The 18,117-nt window shown below is 70.7% G+C and carries 19 protein-coding genes; 7 read left to right on the top strand and 12 right to left on the bottom strand.

The annotated features are described in order from the left end of the window. Window positions 1-3 precede the first annotated feature (3 nt). Window positions 4-423, bottom strand: coding sequence for a DUF3052 domain-containing protein (locus ACSGDB_RS08095; protein ID WP_434994044.1), 420 nt, complete (start codon window positions 421-423; stop codon window positions 4-6). Window positions 424-769: 346 nt separating this feature from the next. Here ACSGDB_RS08095 and aceE point away from each other — a divergent pair, with 346 nt between their 5' ends. From aceE to fabF, 6 genes are all read left to right on the top strand, one after another. Then, entirely contained in the window at window positions 770-3,523 is a 2,754-nt protein-coding gene (gene aceE / locus ACSGDB_RS08090) for a pyruvate dehydrogenase (acetyl-transferring), homodimeric type (protein ID WP_434994042.1), read from the top strand. A 116-nt stretch (window positions 3,524-3,639) separates the two neighbouring features. Continuing rightward, window positions 3,640-4,962, top strand: a complete 1,323-nt coding sequence (locus tag ACSGDB_RS08085; protein ID WP_434994040.1) for a PucR family transcriptional regulator — start codon at window positions 3,640-3,642, stop codon at window positions 4,960-4,962. A gap of 78 nt (window positions 4,963-5,040) precedes the next feature. Further along, window positions 5,041-6,006, top strand: a complete 966-nt coding sequence (locus tag ACSGDB_RS08080; protein WP_434994038.1) for an ACP S-malonyltransferase — start codon at window positions 5,041-5,043, stop codon at window positions 6,004-6,006. Then, complete coding sequence (locus ACSGDB_RS08075) at window positions 6,003-7,052, top strand: beta-ketoacyl-ACP synthase III (protein ID WP_434994037.1); 1,050 nt, start codon at window positions 6,003-6,005, stop codon at window positions 7,050-7,052. Before ACSGDB_RS08080 ends, ACSGDB_RS08075 begins: the two co-directional genes overlap by 4 nt. A 76-nt stretch (window positions 7,053-7,128) precedes the next feature. Continuing rightward, window positions 7,129-7,374 carry an acyl carrier protein gene (locus ACSGDB_RS08070; RefSeq protein ID WP_087075967.1) on the top strand — a complete coding sequence of 82 codons (246 nt, stop codon included), beginning with the start codon at window positions 7,129-7,131 and terminating at the stop codon, window positions 7,372-7,374. A gap of 115 nt (window positions 7,375-7,489) precedes the next feature. Continuing rightward, the gene (fabF, locus tag ACSGDB_RS08065; protein WP_434994036.1) at window positions 7,490-8,725 is read left to right on the top strand and encodes a beta-ketoacyl-ACP synthase II; all 1,236 of its coding nucleotides are present in this window, start codon (window positions 7,490-7,492) and stop codon (window positions 8,723-8,725) included. Window positions 8,726-8,796: 71 nt separating this feature from the next. Here the strand turns inward: fabF and ACSGDB_RS08060 are convergent, their stop codons facing one another. From ACSGDB_RS08060 to ACSGDB_RS08035, 6 genes are all read right to left on the bottom strand, one after another. Next, window positions 8,797-9,300 (bottom strand): DUF3145 domain-containing protein, encoded by a 504-nt coding sequence (locus ACSGDB_RS08060; RefSeq protein WP_434994035.1) that lies wholly within the window; start codon window positions 9,298-9,300, stop codon window positions 8,797-8,799. 228 nt (window positions 9,301-9,528) lie between these two features. Then, window positions 9,529-10,461, bottom strand: a complete 933-nt coding sequence (locus ACSGDB_RS08055; RefSeq protein ID WP_434994034.1) for a tyrosine recombinase XerC — start codon at window positions 10,459-10,461, stop codon at window positions 9,529-9,531. Between the two features lie 89 nt (window positions 10,462-10,550). Then, window positions 10,551-11,156: a methylated-DNA--[protein]-cysteine S-methyltransferase gene (locus ACSGDB_RS08050; RefSeq protein ID WP_434994033.1), complete on the bottom strand. Its 606-nt coding sequence runs from the start codon at window positions 11,154-11,156 to the stop codon at window positions 10,551-10,553. 82 nt (window positions 11,157-11,238) lie between these two features. Beyond that, window positions 11,239-12,438 (bottom strand): DNA-processing protein DprA, encoded by a 1,200-nt coding sequence (gene dprA / locus ACSGDB_RS08045; RefSeq protein WP_434994031.1) that lies wholly within the window; start codon window positions 12,436-12,438, stop codon window positions 11,239-11,241. Beyond that, the gene (locus tag ACSGDB_RS08040) at window positions 12,435-13,970 is read right to left on the bottom strand and encodes a YifB family Mg chelatase-like AAA ATPase (protein WP_434994030.1); all 1,536 of its coding nucleotides are present in this window, start codon (window positions 13,968-13,970) and stop codon (window positions 12,435-12,437) included. The genes dprA and ACSGDB_RS08040 overlap by 4 nt, the downstream gene beginning before the upstream one ends. Then, window positions 13,970-14,335 carry a YraN family protein gene (locus ACSGDB_RS08035; RefSeq protein WP_434994029.1) on the bottom strand — a complete coding sequence of 122 codons (366 nt, stop codon included), beginning with the start codon at window positions 14,333-14,335 and terminating at the stop codon, window positions 13,970-13,972. Before ACSGDB_RS08035 ends, ACSGDB_RS08040 begins: the two co-directional genes overlap by 1 nt. Before the next feature lie 188 nt (window positions 14,336-14,523). Here ACSGDB_RS08035 and ACSGDB_RS08030 point away from each other — a divergent pair, with 188 nt between their 5' ends. Next, window positions 14,524-14,853 (top strand): hypothetical protein, encoded by a 330-nt coding sequence (locus tag ACSGDB_RS08030; protein ID WP_434994028.1) that lies wholly within the window; start codon window positions 14,524-14,526, stop codon window positions 14,851-14,853. Between the two features lie 31 nt (window positions 14,854-14,884). On the opposite strand, the gene ACSGDB_RS08025 is transcribed toward ACSGDB_RS08030, so the two are convergent. From ACSGDB_RS08025 to rplS, 5 genes are all read right to left on the bottom strand, one after another. Then, window positions 14,885-15,211: a DUF2469 domain-containing protein gene (locus ACSGDB_RS08025; RefSeq protein ID WP_043445771.1), complete on the bottom strand. Its 327-nt coding sequence runs from the start codon at window positions 15,209-15,211 to the stop codon at window positions 14,885-14,887. Between the two features lie 7 nt (window positions 15,212-15,218). Further along, on the bottom strand, window positions 15,219-15,971 hold the full coding sequence (locus ACSGDB_RS08020; protein ID WP_434994027.1) for a ribonuclease HII: 753 nt from the start codon (window positions 15,969-15,971) through the stop codon (window positions 15,219-15,221). Beyond that, the gene (gene lepB, locus ACSGDB_RS08015) at window positions 15,968-16,846 is read right to left on the bottom strand and encodes a signal peptidase I (RefSeq protein WP_434994026.1); all 879 of its coding nucleotides are present in this window, start codon (window positions 16,844-16,846) and stop codon (window positions 15,968-15,970) included. Before lepB (ACSGDB_RS08015) ends, ACSGDB_RS08020 begins: the two co-directional genes overlap by 4 nt. 89 nt (window positions 16,847-16,935) lie before the next feature. Then, entirely contained in the window at window positions 16,936-17,535 is a 600-nt protein-coding gene (gene lepB, locus ACSGDB_RS08010; protein WP_434994025.1) for a signal peptidase I, read from the bottom strand. 87 nt (window positions 17,536-17,622) lie between these two features. Next, complete coding sequence (gene rplS, locus ACSGDB_RS08005; protein ID WP_087075993.1) at window positions 17,623-17,982, bottom strand: 50S ribosomal protein L19; 360 nt, start codon at window positions 17,980-17,982, stop codon at window positions 17,623-17,625. Between the last annotated feature and the right edge of the window lie 135 nt (window positions 17,983-18,117).

The raw sequence follows: 18,117 nt of genomic DNA, 5'->3' as shown, positions 1-18,117 counted from the left end.
GTCCTACTGCTTCCGGCGGTTGACGAGCCGGGTCGCGGCCCATTCCTTGGACACACCGGCGGAGGACGTGGAGTGCAGCCCGGCCGTCGGGGCCGCCTCCTGGATGTCGGCGGGGGCGACGTATCCGGGCCGGCCCGACTTCGGCGTGAGGAGCCATACGACCCCGTTGCCGCCCAGGGACGTCAGCGCGTCCACGAGTGCGTCCACCAGGTCGCCGTCACCGTTCCGCCACCAGAGGAGCACCCCGTCGACGACGTCCTGATCGTCCTCCGTGAGCAGTTCGGAGCCGATGCCGTCCTCGAGGTTTTCGCGGAAGTCGAAGTCGACGTCGTCGTCGTATCCGAGTTCCTGAACGAGGTCCCCCTGCTTGAAACCCAACTTGCCTGCCACGTCGAACGCGGTGGCGGCCTCAGCCTCGCTCACTTGTCTCCTCCTGGAAGAACCGGGCTGTCGCCCGACGAATCCTGCTATAGATGTACATGGCTACCAGCCAACACCTTTCTGCGCCCAGCATCAAGCCAGCGGGCGGATTTCGGACGCGGTGCCGACGCGCACGCCCGGGATCCCCGGCCGGACCGCCCCGCACACGCCCTCGGCATAATCGGCCCGGCCGCCCCGCTCCCGCTACGCATCGGGCCCGCGGCGGCGATAGAGTGAAGCGACTATGGCCCGCGTGCTTACGCCGGGCATGCATCTCTGCGCGGGCCCACGAGCCGTGCGCAGGCACTAAGCGACACAGACATAATCTGTGGAAGTGGAGAGACATCACGTGGCTGCAGAACAAGGTACGGCGGACATCCTGAGCGGTCTGACCGTTGGCAAGCCTGACGGGGATCCCGAGGAGACTGCCGAGTGGATCGAATCCCTCGACGAGCTGATCCGTGTCCAGGGCACCGAACGCGCGCAGTTCATCATGCGTTCGCTCCTCCAGCGGGCAGGCGCGCAGTCGGTGGGCGTGCCGATGGTCACGACGACCGACTACGTCAACACCATCCCCGCGGACCAGGAGGCGGAGTTCCCGGGGGACGAGGAGATCGAGCGCAAGTACCGCGCCTGGATGCGCTGGAACGCGGCCGTGATGGTGCACCGGGCGCAGCGTCCCGAGATCGGCGTCGGCGGTCACATCTCCACCTACGCGGGAGCGGCGACCCTCTACGAGGTCGGCTTCAACCACTTCTTCAGGGGCAAGGACCACCCGGGCGGCGGCGACCAGGTGTTCTTCCAGGGCCACGCCTCCCCCGGCATGTACGCCCGCGCCTACCTCGAGGGCCGCCTCACCGAGGAGGACCTCGACGGGTTCCGCCAGGAGAAGTCCAAGGAGGGGCACGCGCTCTCCTCCTACCCGCACCCGCGCCTGATGCCGCACTTCTGGGAATTCCCGACCGTGTCGATGGGCATCGGTCCCATGAACGCCATCTACCAGGCGCAGTCCAACCGGTACCTCCACAACCGCGGGTTGAAGGACACCTCCGACCAGCAGGTCTGGGCGTTCCTCGGCGACGGCGAGATGGACGAGCCGGAGTCGCGCGGCCTGCTGCAGCTCGCCGCGAACGAGAACCTCGACAACCTCAACTTCGTCATCAACTGCAATCTGCAGCGCCTCGACGGGCCGGTGCGAGGCAACGGCAAGATCATGCAGGAACTCGAGGCCTTCTTCCGCGGTGCCGGCTGGAACGTCATCAAGGTGGTCTGGGGGCGCGAGTGGGACTCGCTGCTCGCCAAGGACCACGGTGGTGCGCTCGTCGACATCATGAACCAGACGCCCGACGGCGACTACCAGACCTACAAGGCCGAGTCCGGCGGGTTTGTCCGTGACCACTTCTTCGGCAAGTCGCCCGAGACGAAGGCCATGGTCGAGGACCTCACCGACACGGAGATCTGGAACCTCAAGCGCGGCGGACACGACTACCGCAAGGTCTTCGCGGCGTACAAGGCGGCCACCGAGTTCAAGGGCAAGCCGACGGTCATCCTGGCGAAGACGGTCAAGGGCTACGGCCTCGGCCCGCACTTCGAGGGCCGCAACGCGACCCACCAGATGAAGAAGCTCACCAACGGCGACCTCAAGGCCTTCCGCGACCACCTGCGGATCCCCGTCACCGACGAGCAGATCGACGACGACCTCTACAACGCGCCGTACTACCACCCGGGCGCCGATGCCCCGGAGATCAAGTACATGCTCGAGCGCCGCCGTGAGCTCGGCGGCCACGTCCCCGAGCGCCGGACCAAGCACGCCGAGATCGTCCTGCCCGGCGACAAGGCGTACGAGACCGCCAAGAAGGGCTCCGGGAAGCAGATGGCCGCCACCACCATGGCGTTCGTGCGCATCCTCAAGGACCTCATGCGCGACAAGGAGTTCGGCAAGCGCATCACGCCGATCATCCCCGACGAGGCCCGCACCTTCGGCATGGACTCGTTCTTCCCGACGGCGAAGATCTACAACCCCAAGGGCCAGAACTACCTGTCCGTGGACCGCGACCTCGTCCTCGCCTACAAGGAGTCCGAGCAGGGCCAGATCCTCCACGCGGGCATCAACGAGGCCGGGTCGATGGCCGCGTTCACGGCAGCCGGCACGTCCTACGCCACCCAGGGCGAGCCGCTGATCCCGATCTACGTGTTCTACTCCATGTTCGGTTTCCAGCGCACCGGGGATTCGATCTGGGCGGCGGCGGACCAGATGGCGCGGGGCTTCATCATCGGAGCCACGGCCGGCCGCACCACCCTCACCGGTGAGGGCCTGCAGCACGCCGACGGCCACTCGCCGATCCTCGCCTCGACGAACCCCGCCGTCATCACGTACGACCCGGCGTTCGGCTACGAGATCGGGCACATCGTCCGCGACGGGCTCGAGCGCATGTACGGGGACATCGGCGACAAGCCGGAGTCCTTCCGCAACGTCATGTACTACATCACGGTGTACAACGAGCCCTTCCAGCAGCCGGCGGAGCCGGAGGAACTGGACGTCGAGGGCCTGCTGAAGGGCATCTACCTCCTGAAGCCCGCGAAGGTCGACGGACCGAGGACCCAGCTCCTCGCCTCCGGCGTGGCCGTCCCCTGGGCGCTCGAGGCGCAGCAGATCCTCGCGGACGAGTGGGGCGTCTCGGCCGACGTCTGGTCCGTGACCTCCTGGAACGAGCTCCGCCGCGACGGCCTCGACGCGGAGGAGGAGGCCTTCCTCAACCCCGGCGCCGACGCCCGCAAGCCGTTCGTCACGCAGCAGCTCGAGGGTGCCACCGGTCCCATCGTCGCCGTGTCCGACTTCATGAAGGCGGTCCCCGACCAGATCCGGCAGTTCCTCCCCAACGAGTTCGCAACCCTTGGAGCCGACGGCTTCGGCTTCTCCGACACGCGCGCAGCGGCACGCCGGTTCTTCAAGATCGACAGCCACTCCGTCGTCGTCCGGGCCCTCGAGATGCTCGCCCGCCGCGGCGAGATCGACGCGAACGCGCCGAAGGAAGCGATCGAGAGGTATCGCCTGCTCGACGTCAAGGCCGGGACCACCGGCAACGCAGGTGGCGACGCCTAGTCCGATGGCCCGAAGAGGGCGGCGGGGGGACAGTGCACAGGCTGCTCCCCCGCCGCCCTTTTTTGTAGCCTTCTCACAAATGGAGGGTGGTAGGCCGGAGACCGTATGCTCGGAGGATGCCGCAGTCCGACCACGTCCCCGCCAGCACCCCGACCGCGGGAGAGGCGACGAACGCGGGGTCCGCTCCGCCCGATCCGGCGACCGTCGAGAAGCTGCGCGCCACCATCGGGTCGCTGTCCACTGCGACGCTCCGGCAGCTCGACGCAGACCTGCCGTGGTACCGCGGGCTGCGGCCGGACGAGCGCGCCGCGCTGGGAATGGTGGCGCAGAAGGGCATCGCGTCCTTCGTCAACTGGTACCAGAAGCCGGTCTCGCCGGCCTGGGTCCTCAGCGACGTCTTCGGCACGGCGCCCACGGAGCTCACCCGCTCCATCAGCCTCCAGAAGGCCCTGCAACTCATCAGGGTGGTGGTGCAGGTCGTCGAGGACCAGGTGCCGTTCCTCGCCCCGGCCGCCGATCAGGGACCCCTGCGTGAAGCCGTGCTCCGCTACTCACGCGAGGTGGCGTTCGCCGCGGCCGACGTCTATGCCCGGGCTGCCGAGACGCGCGGGTCCTGGGACACCCGGCTCGAAGCACTTGTGGTGGATGCCATCCTGCGCGGTGAGAGCTCGGATGCGCTCCGTTCGCGGATCGCGGCTGTCGGCTGGAAGTCGCAGGCCCGCATCACCGTGATGGTCGGCAGTGCCCCGCAGGAGCCCAACGCCGGCTTCCTCAACGAGCTCCGCCGCGTCACCGGACGCCTCGCCGAGGACGTCCTGGTGGGCATCCAGGGTGAACGGCTCATCCTCGTGCTCGGGGGCGTCCATGACGCCGCCAAGGCCTACCCGAGGATCAGTGAGCTCTTCGGGGACGGCGCCGTCGTCCTCGGCCCGGAGGCTGAATCCCTCGTTGCCGCGAGCAGCTCGGCCCATGCGGCCTTCGCAGGTCTGACGGCGGCCCGCGCCTGGCCCGGGGCACCCCGTCCCGTCTCCTCCGAGGACCTGTGGCCCGAACGCGTGATGTCCGGTGACGACACCGCGCGCCGCGCCCTCATCAGGACGATCTACCGCCCGCTCCTCGCGGCCTCCAACGGGCTCGAGCAGACGCTGTCCGCCTACCTCAGCCTCGGCCACTCGCTCGAGGCCACGGCGCGGTCCCTGTTCGTGCACGCGAACACCGTGCGGTACCGCCTCCGCCGCGTCTGCGACGTGACGGGCTGGGACCCGCTGGTCCCCCGCGAGGCCTACGTGCTGCAGACGGCGCTCGTCGTCGGTCGCCTCGCGCCGTCGCCGACCGCCATGCGCCCGGGTGGAACGGCGCCCGGAACGGGGCGTACGGTACGCGCCGCGCCCCCCGACCACGGCGCGACGGCGTCGGCTGCGCGCGCCGTCTCCTTGTAGACTTCCCACAAAGACCCTCAGGGAGCTTGGTTCAGCCGAACACCCGAGAAAGCCCCACCGATTTGGAAAGCTGGAACAGTGCTTGCAATCGCCTGCCCCGGACAGGGCTCACAGACACCGGGCTTCCTGAGCCCCTGGCTCGAGCTCCCCGGAGTCCGGGACCACCTCGAACAGCTCAGTGACCGCGCGGGCACCGATCTCGTCCGTCACGGCACGGTGTCGGACGAGGAGACGATCAAGGACACCGCCGTCGCCCAGCCCCTGATCGTCGCGGCCGGCCTCGTCACGGCGCGTCTGCTCCTCCAGGATCACCCGCTCACCGCGGCCACCGTCGTCGCGGGGCACTCCGTGGGCGAGCTGACCGCCTCGGCCGTCGCGGGGGCCCTCAGCGAAGAGGATGCGGTGGCCTTCGTCCGCGTCCGGGCCAATGCCATGGCCGAAGCCGCCGCCGCCCTGCCGACGGGCATGAGCGCCGTCCTGGGTGGGGACCCCGACGAGGTCGCCGCCGTGCTCGCGGAGCTCGGGCTCACCGCCGCGAACGCGAACGGGGGCGGCCAGGTCGTCGCCGCCGGCACCCTCGAGCAGCTGGCCGCCCTCGCCGAGGCTCCCCCGGCCAAGGCCCGTGTCATCCCCCTGAAGGTCGCGGGGGCTTTCCACACCGCACACATGGCGCCGGCCGTGACGGCCCTCGAAGCGCTGCGCCCCAGCCTCACCCCCAGCGACCCGCTGGCCACCCTCGTGTCCAACTATGACGGCCGCCCGGTCGCCGCCGGTGAGGGCAACCTGGACAGCCTCATCGCGCAGGTCTCCCGGCCGGTGCGCTGGGACCTCTGCATGGAATCCATGCAGGCGATGGGCGTCACCGGGATGGTCGAACTGTCGCCCGCCGGTACGCTGACGGGTCTGGCCAAGCGCGGAATGCGCGGTACGGCGGCTCTCGCAGTAAAATCGCCCGAGGACCTCGACGCCGCCCGCAGCTTCATCGCGGAGCACTCGCGAACCTCGGATCTCGATCCCTCCCTCACCTCCGAAGGACCTCAGTGAGCATCACCGCCCTCAAGCAAGCCCCCCTCCGCGAACACACCCGCATCCTCGGCGTCGGAGCCTACCGACCCGAGGTCATCGTCACCAACGAGGACGTGTGCCAGTGGATCGACTCCTCGGACGAGTGGATCCGGCAGCGGACCGGCATCGTCACCCGTCATCGTGCGCCCCGCGAGGTCAGCGTCATCGACATGGCGGAGGCCGCCGCCCGCGAGGCGCTCGAGGCCGCGGGGATCGAGGCATCGCAGATCGGCGCCGTCCTCGTCTCGACCGTCACCCACCCGTACGCCACGCCGTCCGCGGCCGCACAGCTGACCGACCGGCTGGGCGCCACGCCCGCACCTGCCTACGACATCTCCGCCGCCTGCGCCGGCTACTGCTACGGCATCGCCCAGGGTGATGCCCTCGTCCACGCCGGGACCGCGGAGTACGTCCTCGTGGTGGGCGTCGAGAAGCTCTCCGACTTCATCGACAACGCCGACCGCACCATCTCGTTCCTGCTCGGCGACGGCGCCGGCGCCGTGGTGATCGGCCCGGGCGACGCCGCGGGCATCGGCCCGTCCGTGTGGGGATCCGACGGCAGCAAGCACGAGGCCATCCGGATGACCCGGTCCCTCATCGACGTGCGCGACTACGCCCTCGGGGCCGTCGCCACCGACGCGGAGCGCGACGCCGACGCAGACGGCCTCTGGCCCACCATGCGCCAGGACGGGCCCACGGTGTTCCGCTGGGCCGTCTGGGAGATGGCCAAGGTCGCGCAGAGCGCCCTGGACGCGGCCGGCGTGACCGCGGACGACCTGGCGGCGTTCCTGCCCCACCAGGCCAACATCCGTATCATCGATGAGATGGTGAAGCAGCTGAAGCTCCCCGAGCACGTCTACGTCGCACGGGACATCGTGGACGCCGGCAACACCTCGGCAGCCTCGATCCCCCTCGCCATGCACCGCACCCTCAAGGAACAGCCGTCGCTCAGCGGGAAGCTCGCCCTGCAGATCGGCTTCGGCGCGGGCCTCGTGTTCGGTGCGCAGGTCGTCGTCCTTCCCTAGTTTTCAAGCCCAGACCGCGAGAGCGCGGTTTGACCATCCCCGCCGGCGCACCGGCAGAAACAGAAAAGGAGCCACCATGGCTAGCAACGAAGAGATCCTGACCGGCCTGGCGGAGATCGTCAACGAGGAGACGGGTCTCGCCCCGGAGTCGGTCGAGATGGACAAGTCCTTCACGGACGACCTCGACATCGACTCCATCTCGATGATGACCATCGTCGTCAACGCCGAGGAGAAGTTCGGCGTGCGCATCCCGGACGAGGAAGTCAAGAACCTGAAGACCGTAGGCGACGCCGTCACCTTCATCTCGGGTGCGCAGGCCTAGTTCCTGCAGTTCCGAGCGCTGCGGCCGCTCCCGGCGTCCCCGCCGTGAGCGGCCGTACTCGTAATCCCCCCGCCCCGGTCGTGCCGGTGCACCTCCCAGCTTCGAAAGAGTGACCATGCCACGCAAAGTCGTCATCACCGGACTCGGTGCCACAACCCCGATCGGCGGGGACGTCCCGACCATGTGGGCCAACTCCCTCGAGGGAGTCTCGGGCGCACGGACCATCGAAGCCGACTGGGTGCAGCGGTACGAACTGCCCGTCACCTTCGCCGCCCAGATCTCGACCCCCGCCTCCGAGGTCCTCACCCGGGTCGAGGCCAAGCGGATGGACCCGTCCACGCAGTTCGCCGTGATTGCCTCCCGCGAGGCATGGCGCGACTCCGGGATCGAGAACATCGACAAGGACCGCCTGGCTGTCGCCTTCGCCACGGGTATCGGCGGCGTGTGGACGCTGCTCGACGCCTGGGACACGCTGCGCGACAAGGGCCCACGGCGCGTCCTGCCGATGACCGTGCCCATGCTGATGCCCAACGGTCCTGCCGCAGCCGTCAGCCTCGACCTCGGCGCCCGCGCCGGTGCGCACACGCCGGTGTCCGCCTGTGCCTCCGGCACCGAGGCGCTGCACCTGGGTCTCGACCTGATCCGGTCCGGCAAGGCCGACGTCGTGATGTGCGGCGGCGCCGAGGCCGCCATCCACCCGATGCCGATCGCGGCCTTCGCCGCCATGCAGGCGCTGTCCCGCCGCAACGACGAGCCCGAGCTGGCGTCGCGGCCCTATGACACGGACCGCAACGGCTTCGTCATGGGCGAGGGCGCCGGCGCCCTCGTCATCGAGGCCGAGGAACACGCCCTGGCCCGCGGTGCCCGCATCTACGCCGAGCTCGCCGGCACGTCCGTCACCGCGGACGCCTACCACATCACCGCCCCGGACCCGGAGGGCCTCGGAGCGACCCGCGCCCTCAAGGCCGCCCTGTTCGACGCCCGGGCCCAGGCGGAGGACGTGGTGCACGTCAACGCCCACGCTACGTCGACGCCGGTCGGGGACAAGCCCGAGTACACCGCGCTGAAGGCGGCTCTGGGCAGCCACCTGGACGCGGTGGCGGTCTCGGCGACGAAGTCGCAGACCGGTCACCTCCTCGGGGCCTCCGGCGCCGTGGAGGCCGTCATGACGGTCCTCGCCATCCACGACCGCAAGGCTCCGGTGACGATCAACCTCGACAACCAGGATCCCGAGATCCCCCTCGACGTCGTCACCGCCCCGCGCGACCTGCCCGCGGGCGACATCGTCGCCCTGAGCAACTCGTTCGGGTTCGGCGGACACAACGCCGTCATCGTGCTCCGGAACGTCTGAGCGTCGGCCCGGACCGGAAAGGCGCCATCCGTCCGGATGGCGCCTTTCCCGTTCGTCGTGTGATTGCGTTCTCAGCCCACCTGATGCAGCCAGCGCACCGGGGCTCCTTCGGCGGCGTGCCGGAACGGTTCCAGCTCCTCGTCCCACGACTCCCCCAGTGCCAGGGACAGTTCGTGATAGACGGCGGCGGGATCGCCGGCGCCGGCCTCGTAGGCGTAGCGGATGCGGTCCTCCGTCACCATGATGTTGCCGTGGACGTCCGTCGTGGCGTGGAAGATCCCGAGTTCGGGTGTGTGCGACCACCGGCCGCCGTCGGCCCCGGCGCTCTGCTCCTCGGTGACCTCGTAGCGCAGGTGGGCCCATCCGCGGAGTGCGGAGGCGAGTTGCGCGCCGGCCCCCTGGTGGCCGACCCAGGAGAGTTCGGCGCGCAGCATTCCGGGCGCGGCAGGCTGCGCGGTCCACTCCATGTCGATGCGCTTGTCCAGCACCGAGCCGATCGCCCATTCGACATGAGGGCACAACGCAGTAGGGGCTGAGTGCACGTACAAGACACCGCGCGCCATCACAACAGACATTCCATCCTCCATAGCTGTAGGTACGTCTTCCCCAACGACCTGCAACGGATGATGACCGTGCGATGAACCTGGCAGTACTGTCCGAGACCCTCCCGCGATATCACGCGGGATCCGCCTGACTCCTGCTCATTCTGCACGAGAGGGGTGAATTTCGCCACTTCCGGGCGTCCCGTGCCCACCCCTTGGACAGCATGCTGCGGAAAGGCCATCCATCGGGAGGCCGGCCGCTCAGGCCCGGGGGTGTGCCTGCTCGTAGCTGCGGCGGAGCCGGTCGACGGAGACGTGCGTGTACAGCTGCGTGGTGGCCAGGCTGGAGTGCCCGAGGATCTCCTGGACGGCGCGAAGATCGGCACCGCCGTCGAGCAGATGGGTCGCGGCGCTGTGGCGCAGGGCGTGCGGCCCGCGGGCGGCAGTGTCACCGAGGGCGTCGAGGGCACGCCTGACCTGGGCCCGCACGGCACGCTGGTCGATGCGCCCTCCGCGACGACCGAGGAAGAGGGCGGGACCGCTCTTCCCGGTCACCCACTGCGGCCGGCCGCGCCGCAGCCAGTCGTCCACGGCGTGTGCGGCCGGGACGCCGTAGGGGACGGTGCGTTCCTTCGCTCCCTTGCCGAGCACCACGAGGGTGCGCCGCTCGGTGTCGAGGTCGTCGATGTCGAGACCCACCAGCTCGCCGACGCGGACGCCCGTCCCGTACAGCAGTTCGAGCATGGCCCGCAGCTGCACCTCGGCCGGGTCTCCCTGCCCGGTCCGTTCGGCCGCGCTGGTGAACATCGCGGTGGCCTGCGGCTGGCTGAGGACGGCCGGCAGGGTGCTGGTCCGTTTGGGGGCGCGGAGGCGGAGGGCCGGATTGGCGGGGACGAGTTCCTCGCGGACCGCCCAGTCCATGAAGGAGCGGACGGACGCGGACCGCCGGGCGATCGTCGCCCGGGACAGCCCTGCGGCGTCGAGCGCTCCGAGCCACGCGCGGAAGTGCCGCAGCTCGAGCGCGGTGAGCGCGGTGATGCCCGACTCCCCCGCGTGCAGCAGGAAGAGCTCGATGTCCTTCAGGTATGCACGCACCGTGTGCTCCGAGCGGTTGCGCTCCCGCGTCAGGTAGTCCCCGAATCCTTCGAGGCCGGAGCGGAACTCGCCCGCCAGGCCCGCACTGCTCTCTGCCATGAATCCTCCGCTCCCCAGTATCCATGGCCTTCCTCGTTCCGGGTGGCCCGCGCCCCGGCGGGGCGTCGGCGTGCGCGGTCACCGGCACCTCACCGGACACAGCCTCGATCGGCCCGATGGGAGGCCTCCAGCTCGAGCAGCGCGGTCTTGGCCCCGGTGCCCGCGGCGTATCCGGTCACGGCGCCGGTGCTGCCGATCACCCGGTGGCCGGGCACGATGATCGACACGGGATTGCTGCGCACCGCCGCCCCGATCGCGCGGCCCATCCGGGGATTGCCGAGCCGGGCGGCGATGTCCCGGTAGCTGCGGGTCTGCCCGTAGGGGATGGTGCCCAGCGCGGCCCACACCCGCTGCTGGAAGGCCGTACCGCGGAACTCGATCGGGATGTCGAAGGTATGCCTCGACCCGGCGAAGTACTCACCGAGCTCCCGGCCCGCCCGACCGAGCAGGTCGACGGTGATCGCCGGAGGGACGGTGGCCGCGGCCACCGGGACCACCGGGCCCGCCGGCGCGCCGGGTTCGCGGGGGTGACCTTGCGCGATGAGGGTCCCGAGCTGTGTGCGGTCCGGGGCCGGGGAATGCCCCTCGTGATAGAGGCCGACGATCACGCCGGTACCGGCGACGATGGTCAGGGGGCCGACCGGGGATGGGATGGTGCGATGCCACCGGTCGGTCGCGTGCTGGGTCGTATCCATGAATCTCCTCCTGGGGAGCGTGTCCGGCCGGCGAGGGCGGGGAAGGCCGCCGTGGCGTGTGCCGGTGGTGTGGGACGGCGGGTCAGGGCCTCCTGCGGCACCACCCGCCGTCCGACCGGACGGCGAGTCCCGCGAGCTCGAGGCGCGCGAGTCCGCCGAGCACCTCCCGCGTCGACAGCCCCGCGACGACGGACAGCTTGTCGACCGTCGTCGGAGCACGGGCCGGGAGGCCGTCCAGCAGCAGCAGGTCCGGGACGGTCAGGCCGTCGTGGTCCAGGACAGGAGCGGCGTCGGCCCGCGCCCGGTCGCCGAGCGGCTCGGCGCCGAGGGGCCCGGCGAGTTCGACGACGTCGGCGGCGTCCGTGACGCACACCGCCGTACCGTCCCGCAGCAGCCGGTGGCACCCCGCGGAGTTCGCCGAATGCACGGAGCCCGGCACCGCGCCGACCGGCCGGCCCAGCCCGGCCGCATGATGCGCTGTGTTCAGAGCTCCCGAGCGCCAGCGCGCCTCGACCACCACGGTGACCGCGCTCAGCGCAGCGATCAACCGGTTGCGCTGGAGGAACCGCCAGCGCGTCGGGGAACTCCCCGGCGGGACCTCCGAGATGAGCACCCCCTCGTCCGCGATCACGCGGAGCAGTTCCTCGTTCCCGGCCGGGTAGTACCGGTCGATACCGCAGGCGAGCACGGCGATCGTCGCGGCGCGGTCCCCGCCCCCGATCGTGGCGAGCGCGGCCCGGTGCGCCTGCGCGTCGATGCCGTAGGCGCCGCCCGAGACGATCGTGCAGCCGCGCGTGGCGAGGCCCGCGGCCATGTCGGCGGTGACGGAGGATCCGTAGGCGGTGCTGTCCCGCGATCCGACGAGCGCGGCGAGACCCGAAGCCGGCGGGATCCCGCGCCGGCCGCGCACCCAGAGGCACAGGGGCGCTGTCTGCTGCAGGTCGTCGAGCGCCGCGGGCCAGTCCGCCGACTCCGGGATGACGAGGCGGCCGCCGAACCGGTGCAGGGTCGCCAGATCCCTCTCGGGCGCGAGGTCGCGCAGGCGCGGCCCCCATCGCTCCAGCCCGTCCTCGAGGGGACGGCGTCCGCCGTCCGGGATGTCCAGCGCTTCGGCCAGGCCACGGTGGACGCCGGTGCCCACTCCGATCTCCCGGCGGGCGATGCGCAGGGCGTCCCGGGGGCCGACGACCGACACGAGGCCCAGACCGACGGCGTCGGAGGGTTCGAACAGGCGGGACAACGCGGCTCGGGCGAGACGGAGGTCCTGCTGCTCCCGGCTCATGCGGCGCGCTCCTGGAGGCGGAAGCCGAGGGCCGTGACGACGTCGTCCGTGTCCGGGCGGGAGCGCCCCGCGAGGTCCGCGATGGTCCACGCGACCCGCAGGACCCTGTCCCAGCCCCGCGCACTCACGAGGTTCCTGTCCAGCGCCCGGTCGAGCGGGGCCGTCACGGGCCGCGGAAGCGCCAGCTCCCCGCGGAGAATGCGCCCCTGGACCTCCGCGTTCGTGGCGTAGTCCCAGGGGCGGAGCCGTTCCCGTTGGGCCGCGCGCGCCGCTGCGACCCGCCCGGCGACGGCAGCCGAGGTCTCGGGTGTCCGGACCTCCATGTAATCGGCAAGGCTCAGGCGCTGGACGGCCAGCTGGAGGTCCACGCGGTCCAGCAGCGGCCCGGACAGGCGGTTGAAATAGCGCCGGCGCTGCTGGGCGGTGCACAGGCAGTCGATCCCCTTGCCGTTCGCAAGACCGCAGGGGCAGGGATTCAGAGCCAGGACGAGCTGGAACCGCGCGGGGTACGACGCGGTCCCGGACGCCCGGTGCAGGACGAGCATGCCGCTCTCGAGCGGCTCGCGCAGCGCCTCGAGGACGCGGCGCTCGTATTCCGGCGCCTCGTCGAGGAACAGGATGCCCCGATGGGCGCGGGACGCGGCCCCCGGTCTCGGGATGCCGCTGCCGCCTCCGATAATGGAGGCGGGCGTCGCCGTGTGGTGCGGGCTCTCGAAGGGCGGCTTCCGGACCAGCTCGGTGCACAGCCGCTCCCCGGAGAGACTGTGGATCGCCGTCACCTCCATCGCCTGGTCGTCCTCGAGATCGGGGAGGATGCCCGGCAGCCGTTCCGCGAGCATCGTCTTGCCGGCGCCGGGCGGTCCGACCATGAGAAGGTGGTGGGCGCCCGCGGCGGCGATCTCCAGTGCGAACCGCGCCTCGTGCTGGCCCGCGATGTCGGCGAGATCCTGGGCGGGTCCGGACGGGACGCCCGGCAGGACGGGGTCGCTGCGGACGGCGGGCTCCGGCAGCGCGACCTGCGCGGCGTCCGCCCCGAAGGCCAGCGCCACCTCGGCGAGCGTGCGGTAGGAGCCGACGTCCGCGGCCGGGACCAGGGCGGCCTCGGGCGCGTTCTCCTCGGCGACGATGATGCGATGGTGCCCGGCCTCGACCGCGGCCATCACGGCGGGCAGCACGCCGCGGACCGGGCGTAGTTGTCCGTCCAGTCCGAGCTCGGCGATGAAGACCGTGGATCCCACCCCGCGGACGTCGCCCGCCGCGGCCAGGGCCGACATGACGATCGCGAGGTCGAAGGAGGAGCCGCGCTTCGGCAGGGACGCGGGGATGAGGTTGACCGTGATCTTCCGCCGGCTGAGCGGCACGCCGGCGTTGCGGGCCGCGGCCCGGATGCGGTCCTTGGCCTCGTTGAGCGACGCGTCGGGCAGGCCGAGCAGCACGAACGCGGGCAGGGTCTGCCCGATGTCGGCCTCCACCTCGACGACGTGCCCGTTCATGCCGACCAGGGAGACCGCGTAGGTCCGTCCGAGGGCCATCAGATCACGGCCCGCACGTGTTCGATGCGCGGGGTTCCCGTGCCGTCGTCGAGCACGCCGACGGCGTCGATGCGGAAACCGCTGAAGCGCAGCTCGTGCGCACGGGCCCACCGTGAGGCGAGCAGGTAGAGCCGCTCCAGCTTGTCGGCCGTGATGGCCTCGAGGGGCTGCCCGAAATTGTCCGAACTCCGGGTCTTGACCTCCACGACCACGAGGGTGGATCCGTCCACCGCCACGAGGTCGATCTCCCCCGCGGGACACCGCCAGTTCCGATCCACGATCCTCAGCCCGGCCCGCTCCAGGAAGACGGCGGCGATCGCTTCCCCGCGACGCCCCAATTGATCCTTCGCCAACATGGCTACCACCTCCGCGTCCAGCCTCGACCCGGCAGCAGGGCCCGGCGATGCGGCAGGAGGCTATGTGGACAACCGGGCGACTCCGCGGACCGTCCCCACCTACGCCTGTGGCACTGGTGGACGAGCCGGCGTCGGCCTAGCGTGGAAGTGCAACGGCAGCCGGCCGGCCGCCGTGCCGTCGACGGATGGAGGACACCGTGTCAGAGCAGAGGAACGTCGCGGGACGCGAAGGGGAACTGCGGGAGCAGCGGGCGCCGTCCGGGGCCGACGCCTGGGCAGGGACAGGGCCATCGGCGGACGGCGGGACGGGCGGGTCGGAGGCCGACCGGCAGGAGCAGGACACGCCCCTCGATGCAGCCGGCGTGGAGGCCGCAGGCATCGCCGGCGAGGGGACGGGCGGATCCGAGGCCGACCGCCTGGAGCAGGCGGCCGACGTGCCGCTCGACGCCGAGGACGCCTTCCCGCACGGGGCCGGGGACGACGGCGGGAACTCCTTCCCCGAGGAGGACGGCGACGGCCCGGCGTGACGCGTGACGCAGGCAGACCGCGCCGGGGCCGTCAGTTGCCCAGCGTGCCGTCCTTCGGCAGGGCGATGTCGTCCGACTTGGCGAGCTCCTCGACGTTGACGTCCTTGAACGTGATCACCCGGACGTTCTTCACGAAGCGGGCCGAGCGGTAGACGTCCCATACCCACGCATCCTGCAGCGTCAGGTCGAAGTAGACCTCGCCGTCGGCCGAGCGCGCCTGGAGGTCCACGTGGTTCGCCAGGTAGAACCGGCGCTCCGTCTCCACGACGTAGCTGAACAGCCCCACGACGTCCCGGTACTCGCGGTAGAGCTGGAGCTCCATGTCCGTTTCGTAGTTCTCAAGATCCTCGGCACTCATTCGACCATCATCCTCCACTTTCCCTCCGGGCGACGTCGGGCCGCGCCGAGCTTCCCAGACGCCAGGTCCTCCGGTGGTACCCGCTCGGGCCGGCCTCGTCGATGGCCGCGCGGTGGCCCTCCGTCGCATAGCCCTTGTTCACGTCCCACCCGAAGGCGGGGTGGTCGGCCGCGAGGGACACCATCAGGGCATCGCGCTCCACCTTGGCCAGCACGCTCGCGGCGGCGACGCTCAGGCACTTAAGGTCGGCCTTGATCCGCGTGTGCACGGGGGCCGTGCAGCCGAGGACGTCCGCCCGTCCGGCAGCGGCGTCATGGCCGTCGTCCTCCCCGAAGAGCACACCCTGGGACCGTGCGGAGAGCCAGTCGTGGTTGCCGTCGAGCAGCACGACGTCGGGGGTGACGGTCTCGAGGATCGAGGCCCACGCCCTGCTCCCGGCGGCGCGCAGCGCGGCCATCAGACCCAGCGCGTCGACCTCCGCCGCCGAGGCGTGGCCGACGGCCGACGCGACGGCCCAGCGCCGGATGCGGGGCACCAGGGCCTCGCGCTCGGCGGCGGGGAGCAGCTTGCTGTCCCGCACGCCCCGCAGCGGGGACGGCGCGCCGAGGTCGACGACGACGATGCCGACCGACACCGGTCCGGCCAGGGCGCCCCTGCCGACCTCGTCGCATCCTGCCACGTAGCGGTGGCCGGCGGAGGCGAAGGACTTCTCGATGCTCAGCGTGGGAGCCGTGGAGCGTTTCGCGCGCAGGGCCGTCATGGTCCTGTAGTGGCGGGGGTGGGCAGGGGTGCAGTGGGCAGGGGTGCAGTGGGGGCCGGCGTGGGCTGCGCGCCGGGCTCGGGGTCGGGCACGCCATCGAACACTTCCGTGGGGGTGGCGAGGAAATCGAGGCGGTTCAGCGGCCAGGCGATGACCGCGGCCTTGCCCTCGACGTCGTCGATCGCCACGAAGCCGGCACCCGGTTTGGCCTGGTTGGCCCGCGAGTCGGCGGACGCGTTGCGGTGGTCGCCCATGACCCAGAGTTTGCCCTCGGGCACGACGACGTCGAACGGCACGTCGGAGGGGTTCGCCCCCGGGTAGAGGTAGGGCTCGTCGAGCGGCTCGCCGTTGACGGTCAGGCGGGCCTCGGCACCACAGCAGACCACGCGGTCGCCCGGGAGCCCGATGACGCGCTTCACCAGGTGCTGCTGGGACTCGTCGGGGGCGAGCCCGATGAAGACGAGGGCCTCCCTGAACCAGCTGACCTGCGTCGCGGCCTGGGCGGGGAGCCAGCCCTCCGTGTCGCGGAAGACCACGATGTCCCCGCGCTGCAGGTCGAAGGGCTGCGGCACCAGCTGGTTGACGAAGATGCGGTCGTCGATCTCCAGGGTCTCCTCCATGGAGCCGGAGGGGATGAAGAACGCGCGGAAGAGGAAGGTCTTGATGAGGAACGAGAGCACCAGCGCGATCACGATGATCGTGCCGATCTCCTTCAGCCACGCGCCGAAGCCGCGATCGCGGTCCTTGCCGTCGCGCTGCCGCTTCCTGGGGGCGTCGGGCACGGCGCCGTCCGCGAGAGGCGCTCCGGGATCCGACGCCGATGGTGCGGGGACCTCGGCCCGCGAAGAGGACTTCCTGCGGAAGCTCCGTGCCATGTGAACAGTTTCCTCTGTCTTCGTGATGTCCGGCTGCCGACGGCGCCGGTGTCCGGGTTTCGACAAGCGAGCCGCGCACCGGGTGGACGTCAGTCGGACCTTCGGTCGATCGGGCCCGACCGGTCCAGTGGCCAGACTAGCTGAAAGGCCCGCCCGATGATCCGATCCTCGGCGACGAACCCGCCGCCGGGTGCACCGAGCAGCGACCGCGAGTCCGACGACGCCGACCGGTGGTCGCCGAGGAGCCACAGCCGCCCCTCCGGGACGACGACGTCGAACCGCGTGGTGCTCGCGGCGTCGCCCGGGTGGAGGTACGGCTCGTCGAGGGCGTCCCCGTCCACCGTGAGCGATCCGTCGGCGGTGCAGCACACCACGCGGTCCCCGCCGACCCCGATCACGCGTTTGACGTAGGTGGTGTCGTTGCCCGCCAGCCCGAGCCACTGTCCCGCGGCGGCCAGGACCCGTTCGGGGAGGCTCCGCGGATCCGTGATCGGGTCGAAGGACCCCCGGCCGTCGAACACCACGACGTCGCCGCGCCGGATGTCCGGATCGGCGAGCTTGGTCACGAGCACGCGGTCGCCCTCGGTGAGCAGGGGCTCCATGGACGCCGACGGGATGAAGTAGACGTCCACGAGGAATCCCCGCACGAGCCCGGTGACCAGGACGGCGAGGAGGACGGCGGAGAACACGAAACGCCAGCCCACAGAGCGGGGCCGGCGTTCCGGGTGCCCTCCGGCCGGAGACCGGGAAGCGGGCGTGTGATGCACCTTCAGGAGTTACTTGACCGTCTTGGGGTCGCGCTTCTCCTTGATCTTGGCTGCCTTGCCGCGCAGTTCGCGCATGTAGTACAGCTTCGCGCGGCGCACGTCGCCCTTGGAGACGACCTCGATCTTGTCGAGGACCGGGCTGTGCACGGGGAACGTACGCTCCACGCCGACACCGAAGCTCACCTTGCGGACCGTGAAGGTCTCGCGGATGCCGTCGCCCTGGCGGCCGACGACGAAGCCCTTGAAGATCTGAACACGGGTGTTCTTGCCTTCGATGATGTTGACGTGGACGTTGACGGTGTCGCCCGCACGGAAGTCGGGGACGTTGTCGCGGAAGGATCCGGCGTCGACTGAGTCGAGAATATGCATGCTCATGCTCCTGGTGGACGCCACAGGTCACCCACGTTGGTCACGGCGGCCGAGGACCGGGCGCGTGGCCCGGGCAATGACGCCGAAGAAGGTTTTCCGGCCGATCCGACGATTCGGTAGCCGGTGTGTGGAACT

Origin of the sequence: Arthrobacter sp. Ld5, assembly GCF_051172775.1 — a bacterium.
Taxonomy (GTDB): domain Bacteria; phylum Actinomycetota; class Actinomycetes; order Actinomycetales; family Micrococcaceae; genus Arthrobacter_D.
This window is presented reverse-complemented; position numbering and strand designations above follow the sequence as displayed.

Coding starts and splice junctions, on each gene's coding strand:
- ACSGDB_RS08085 (WP_434994040.1), top strand. CDS start 3,640: ATGCCGCAGTCCGACCACGTCCCCGCCAGCACCCCGACCGCGGGAGAG.
- ACSGDB_RS08070 (WP_087075967.1), top strand. CDS start 7,129: ATGGCTAGCAACGAAGAGATCCTGACCGGCCTGGCGGAGATCGTCAAC.
- fabF (WP_434994036.1), top strand. CDS start 7,490: ATGCCACGCAAAGTCGTCATCACCGGACTCGGTGCCACAACCCCGATC.
- ACSGDB_RS08060 (WP_434994035.1), bottom strand. CDS start 9,300: ATGTCTGTTGTGATGGCGCGCGGTGTCTTGTACGTGCACTCAGCCCCT.
- ACSGDB_RS08055 (WP_434994034.1), bottom strand. CDS start 10,461: ATGGCAGAGAGCAGTGCGGGCCTGGCGGGCGAGTTCCGCTCCGGCCTC.
- ACSGDB_RS08050 (WP_434994033.1), bottom strand. CDS start 11,156: ATGGATACGACCCAGCACGCGACCGACCGGTGGCATCGCACCATCCCA.
- dprA (WP_434994031.1), bottom strand. CDS start 12,438: ATGAGCCGGGAGCAGCAGGACCTCCGTCTCGCCCGAGCCGCGTTGTCC.
- ACSGDB_RS08040 (WP_434994030.1), bottom strand. CDS start 13,970: ATGGCCCTCGGACGGACCTACGCGGTCTCCCTGGTCGGCATGAACGGG.
- ACSGDB_RS08025 (WP_043445771.1), bottom strand. CDS start 15,211: ATGAGTGCCGAGGATCTTGAGAACTACGAAACGGACATGGAGCTCCAG.
- ACSGDB_RS08020 (WP_434994027.1), bottom strand. CDS start 15,971: ATGACGGCCCTGCGCGCGAAACGCTCCACGGCTCCCACGCTGAGCATC.
- lepB (WP_434994026.1), bottom strand. CDS start 16,846: ATGGCACGGAGCTTCCGCAGGAAGTCCTCTTCGCGGGCCGAGGTCCCC.
- rplS (WP_087075993.1), bottom strand. CDS start 17,982: ATGCATATTCTCGACTCAGTCGACGCCGGATCCTTCCGCGACAACGTC.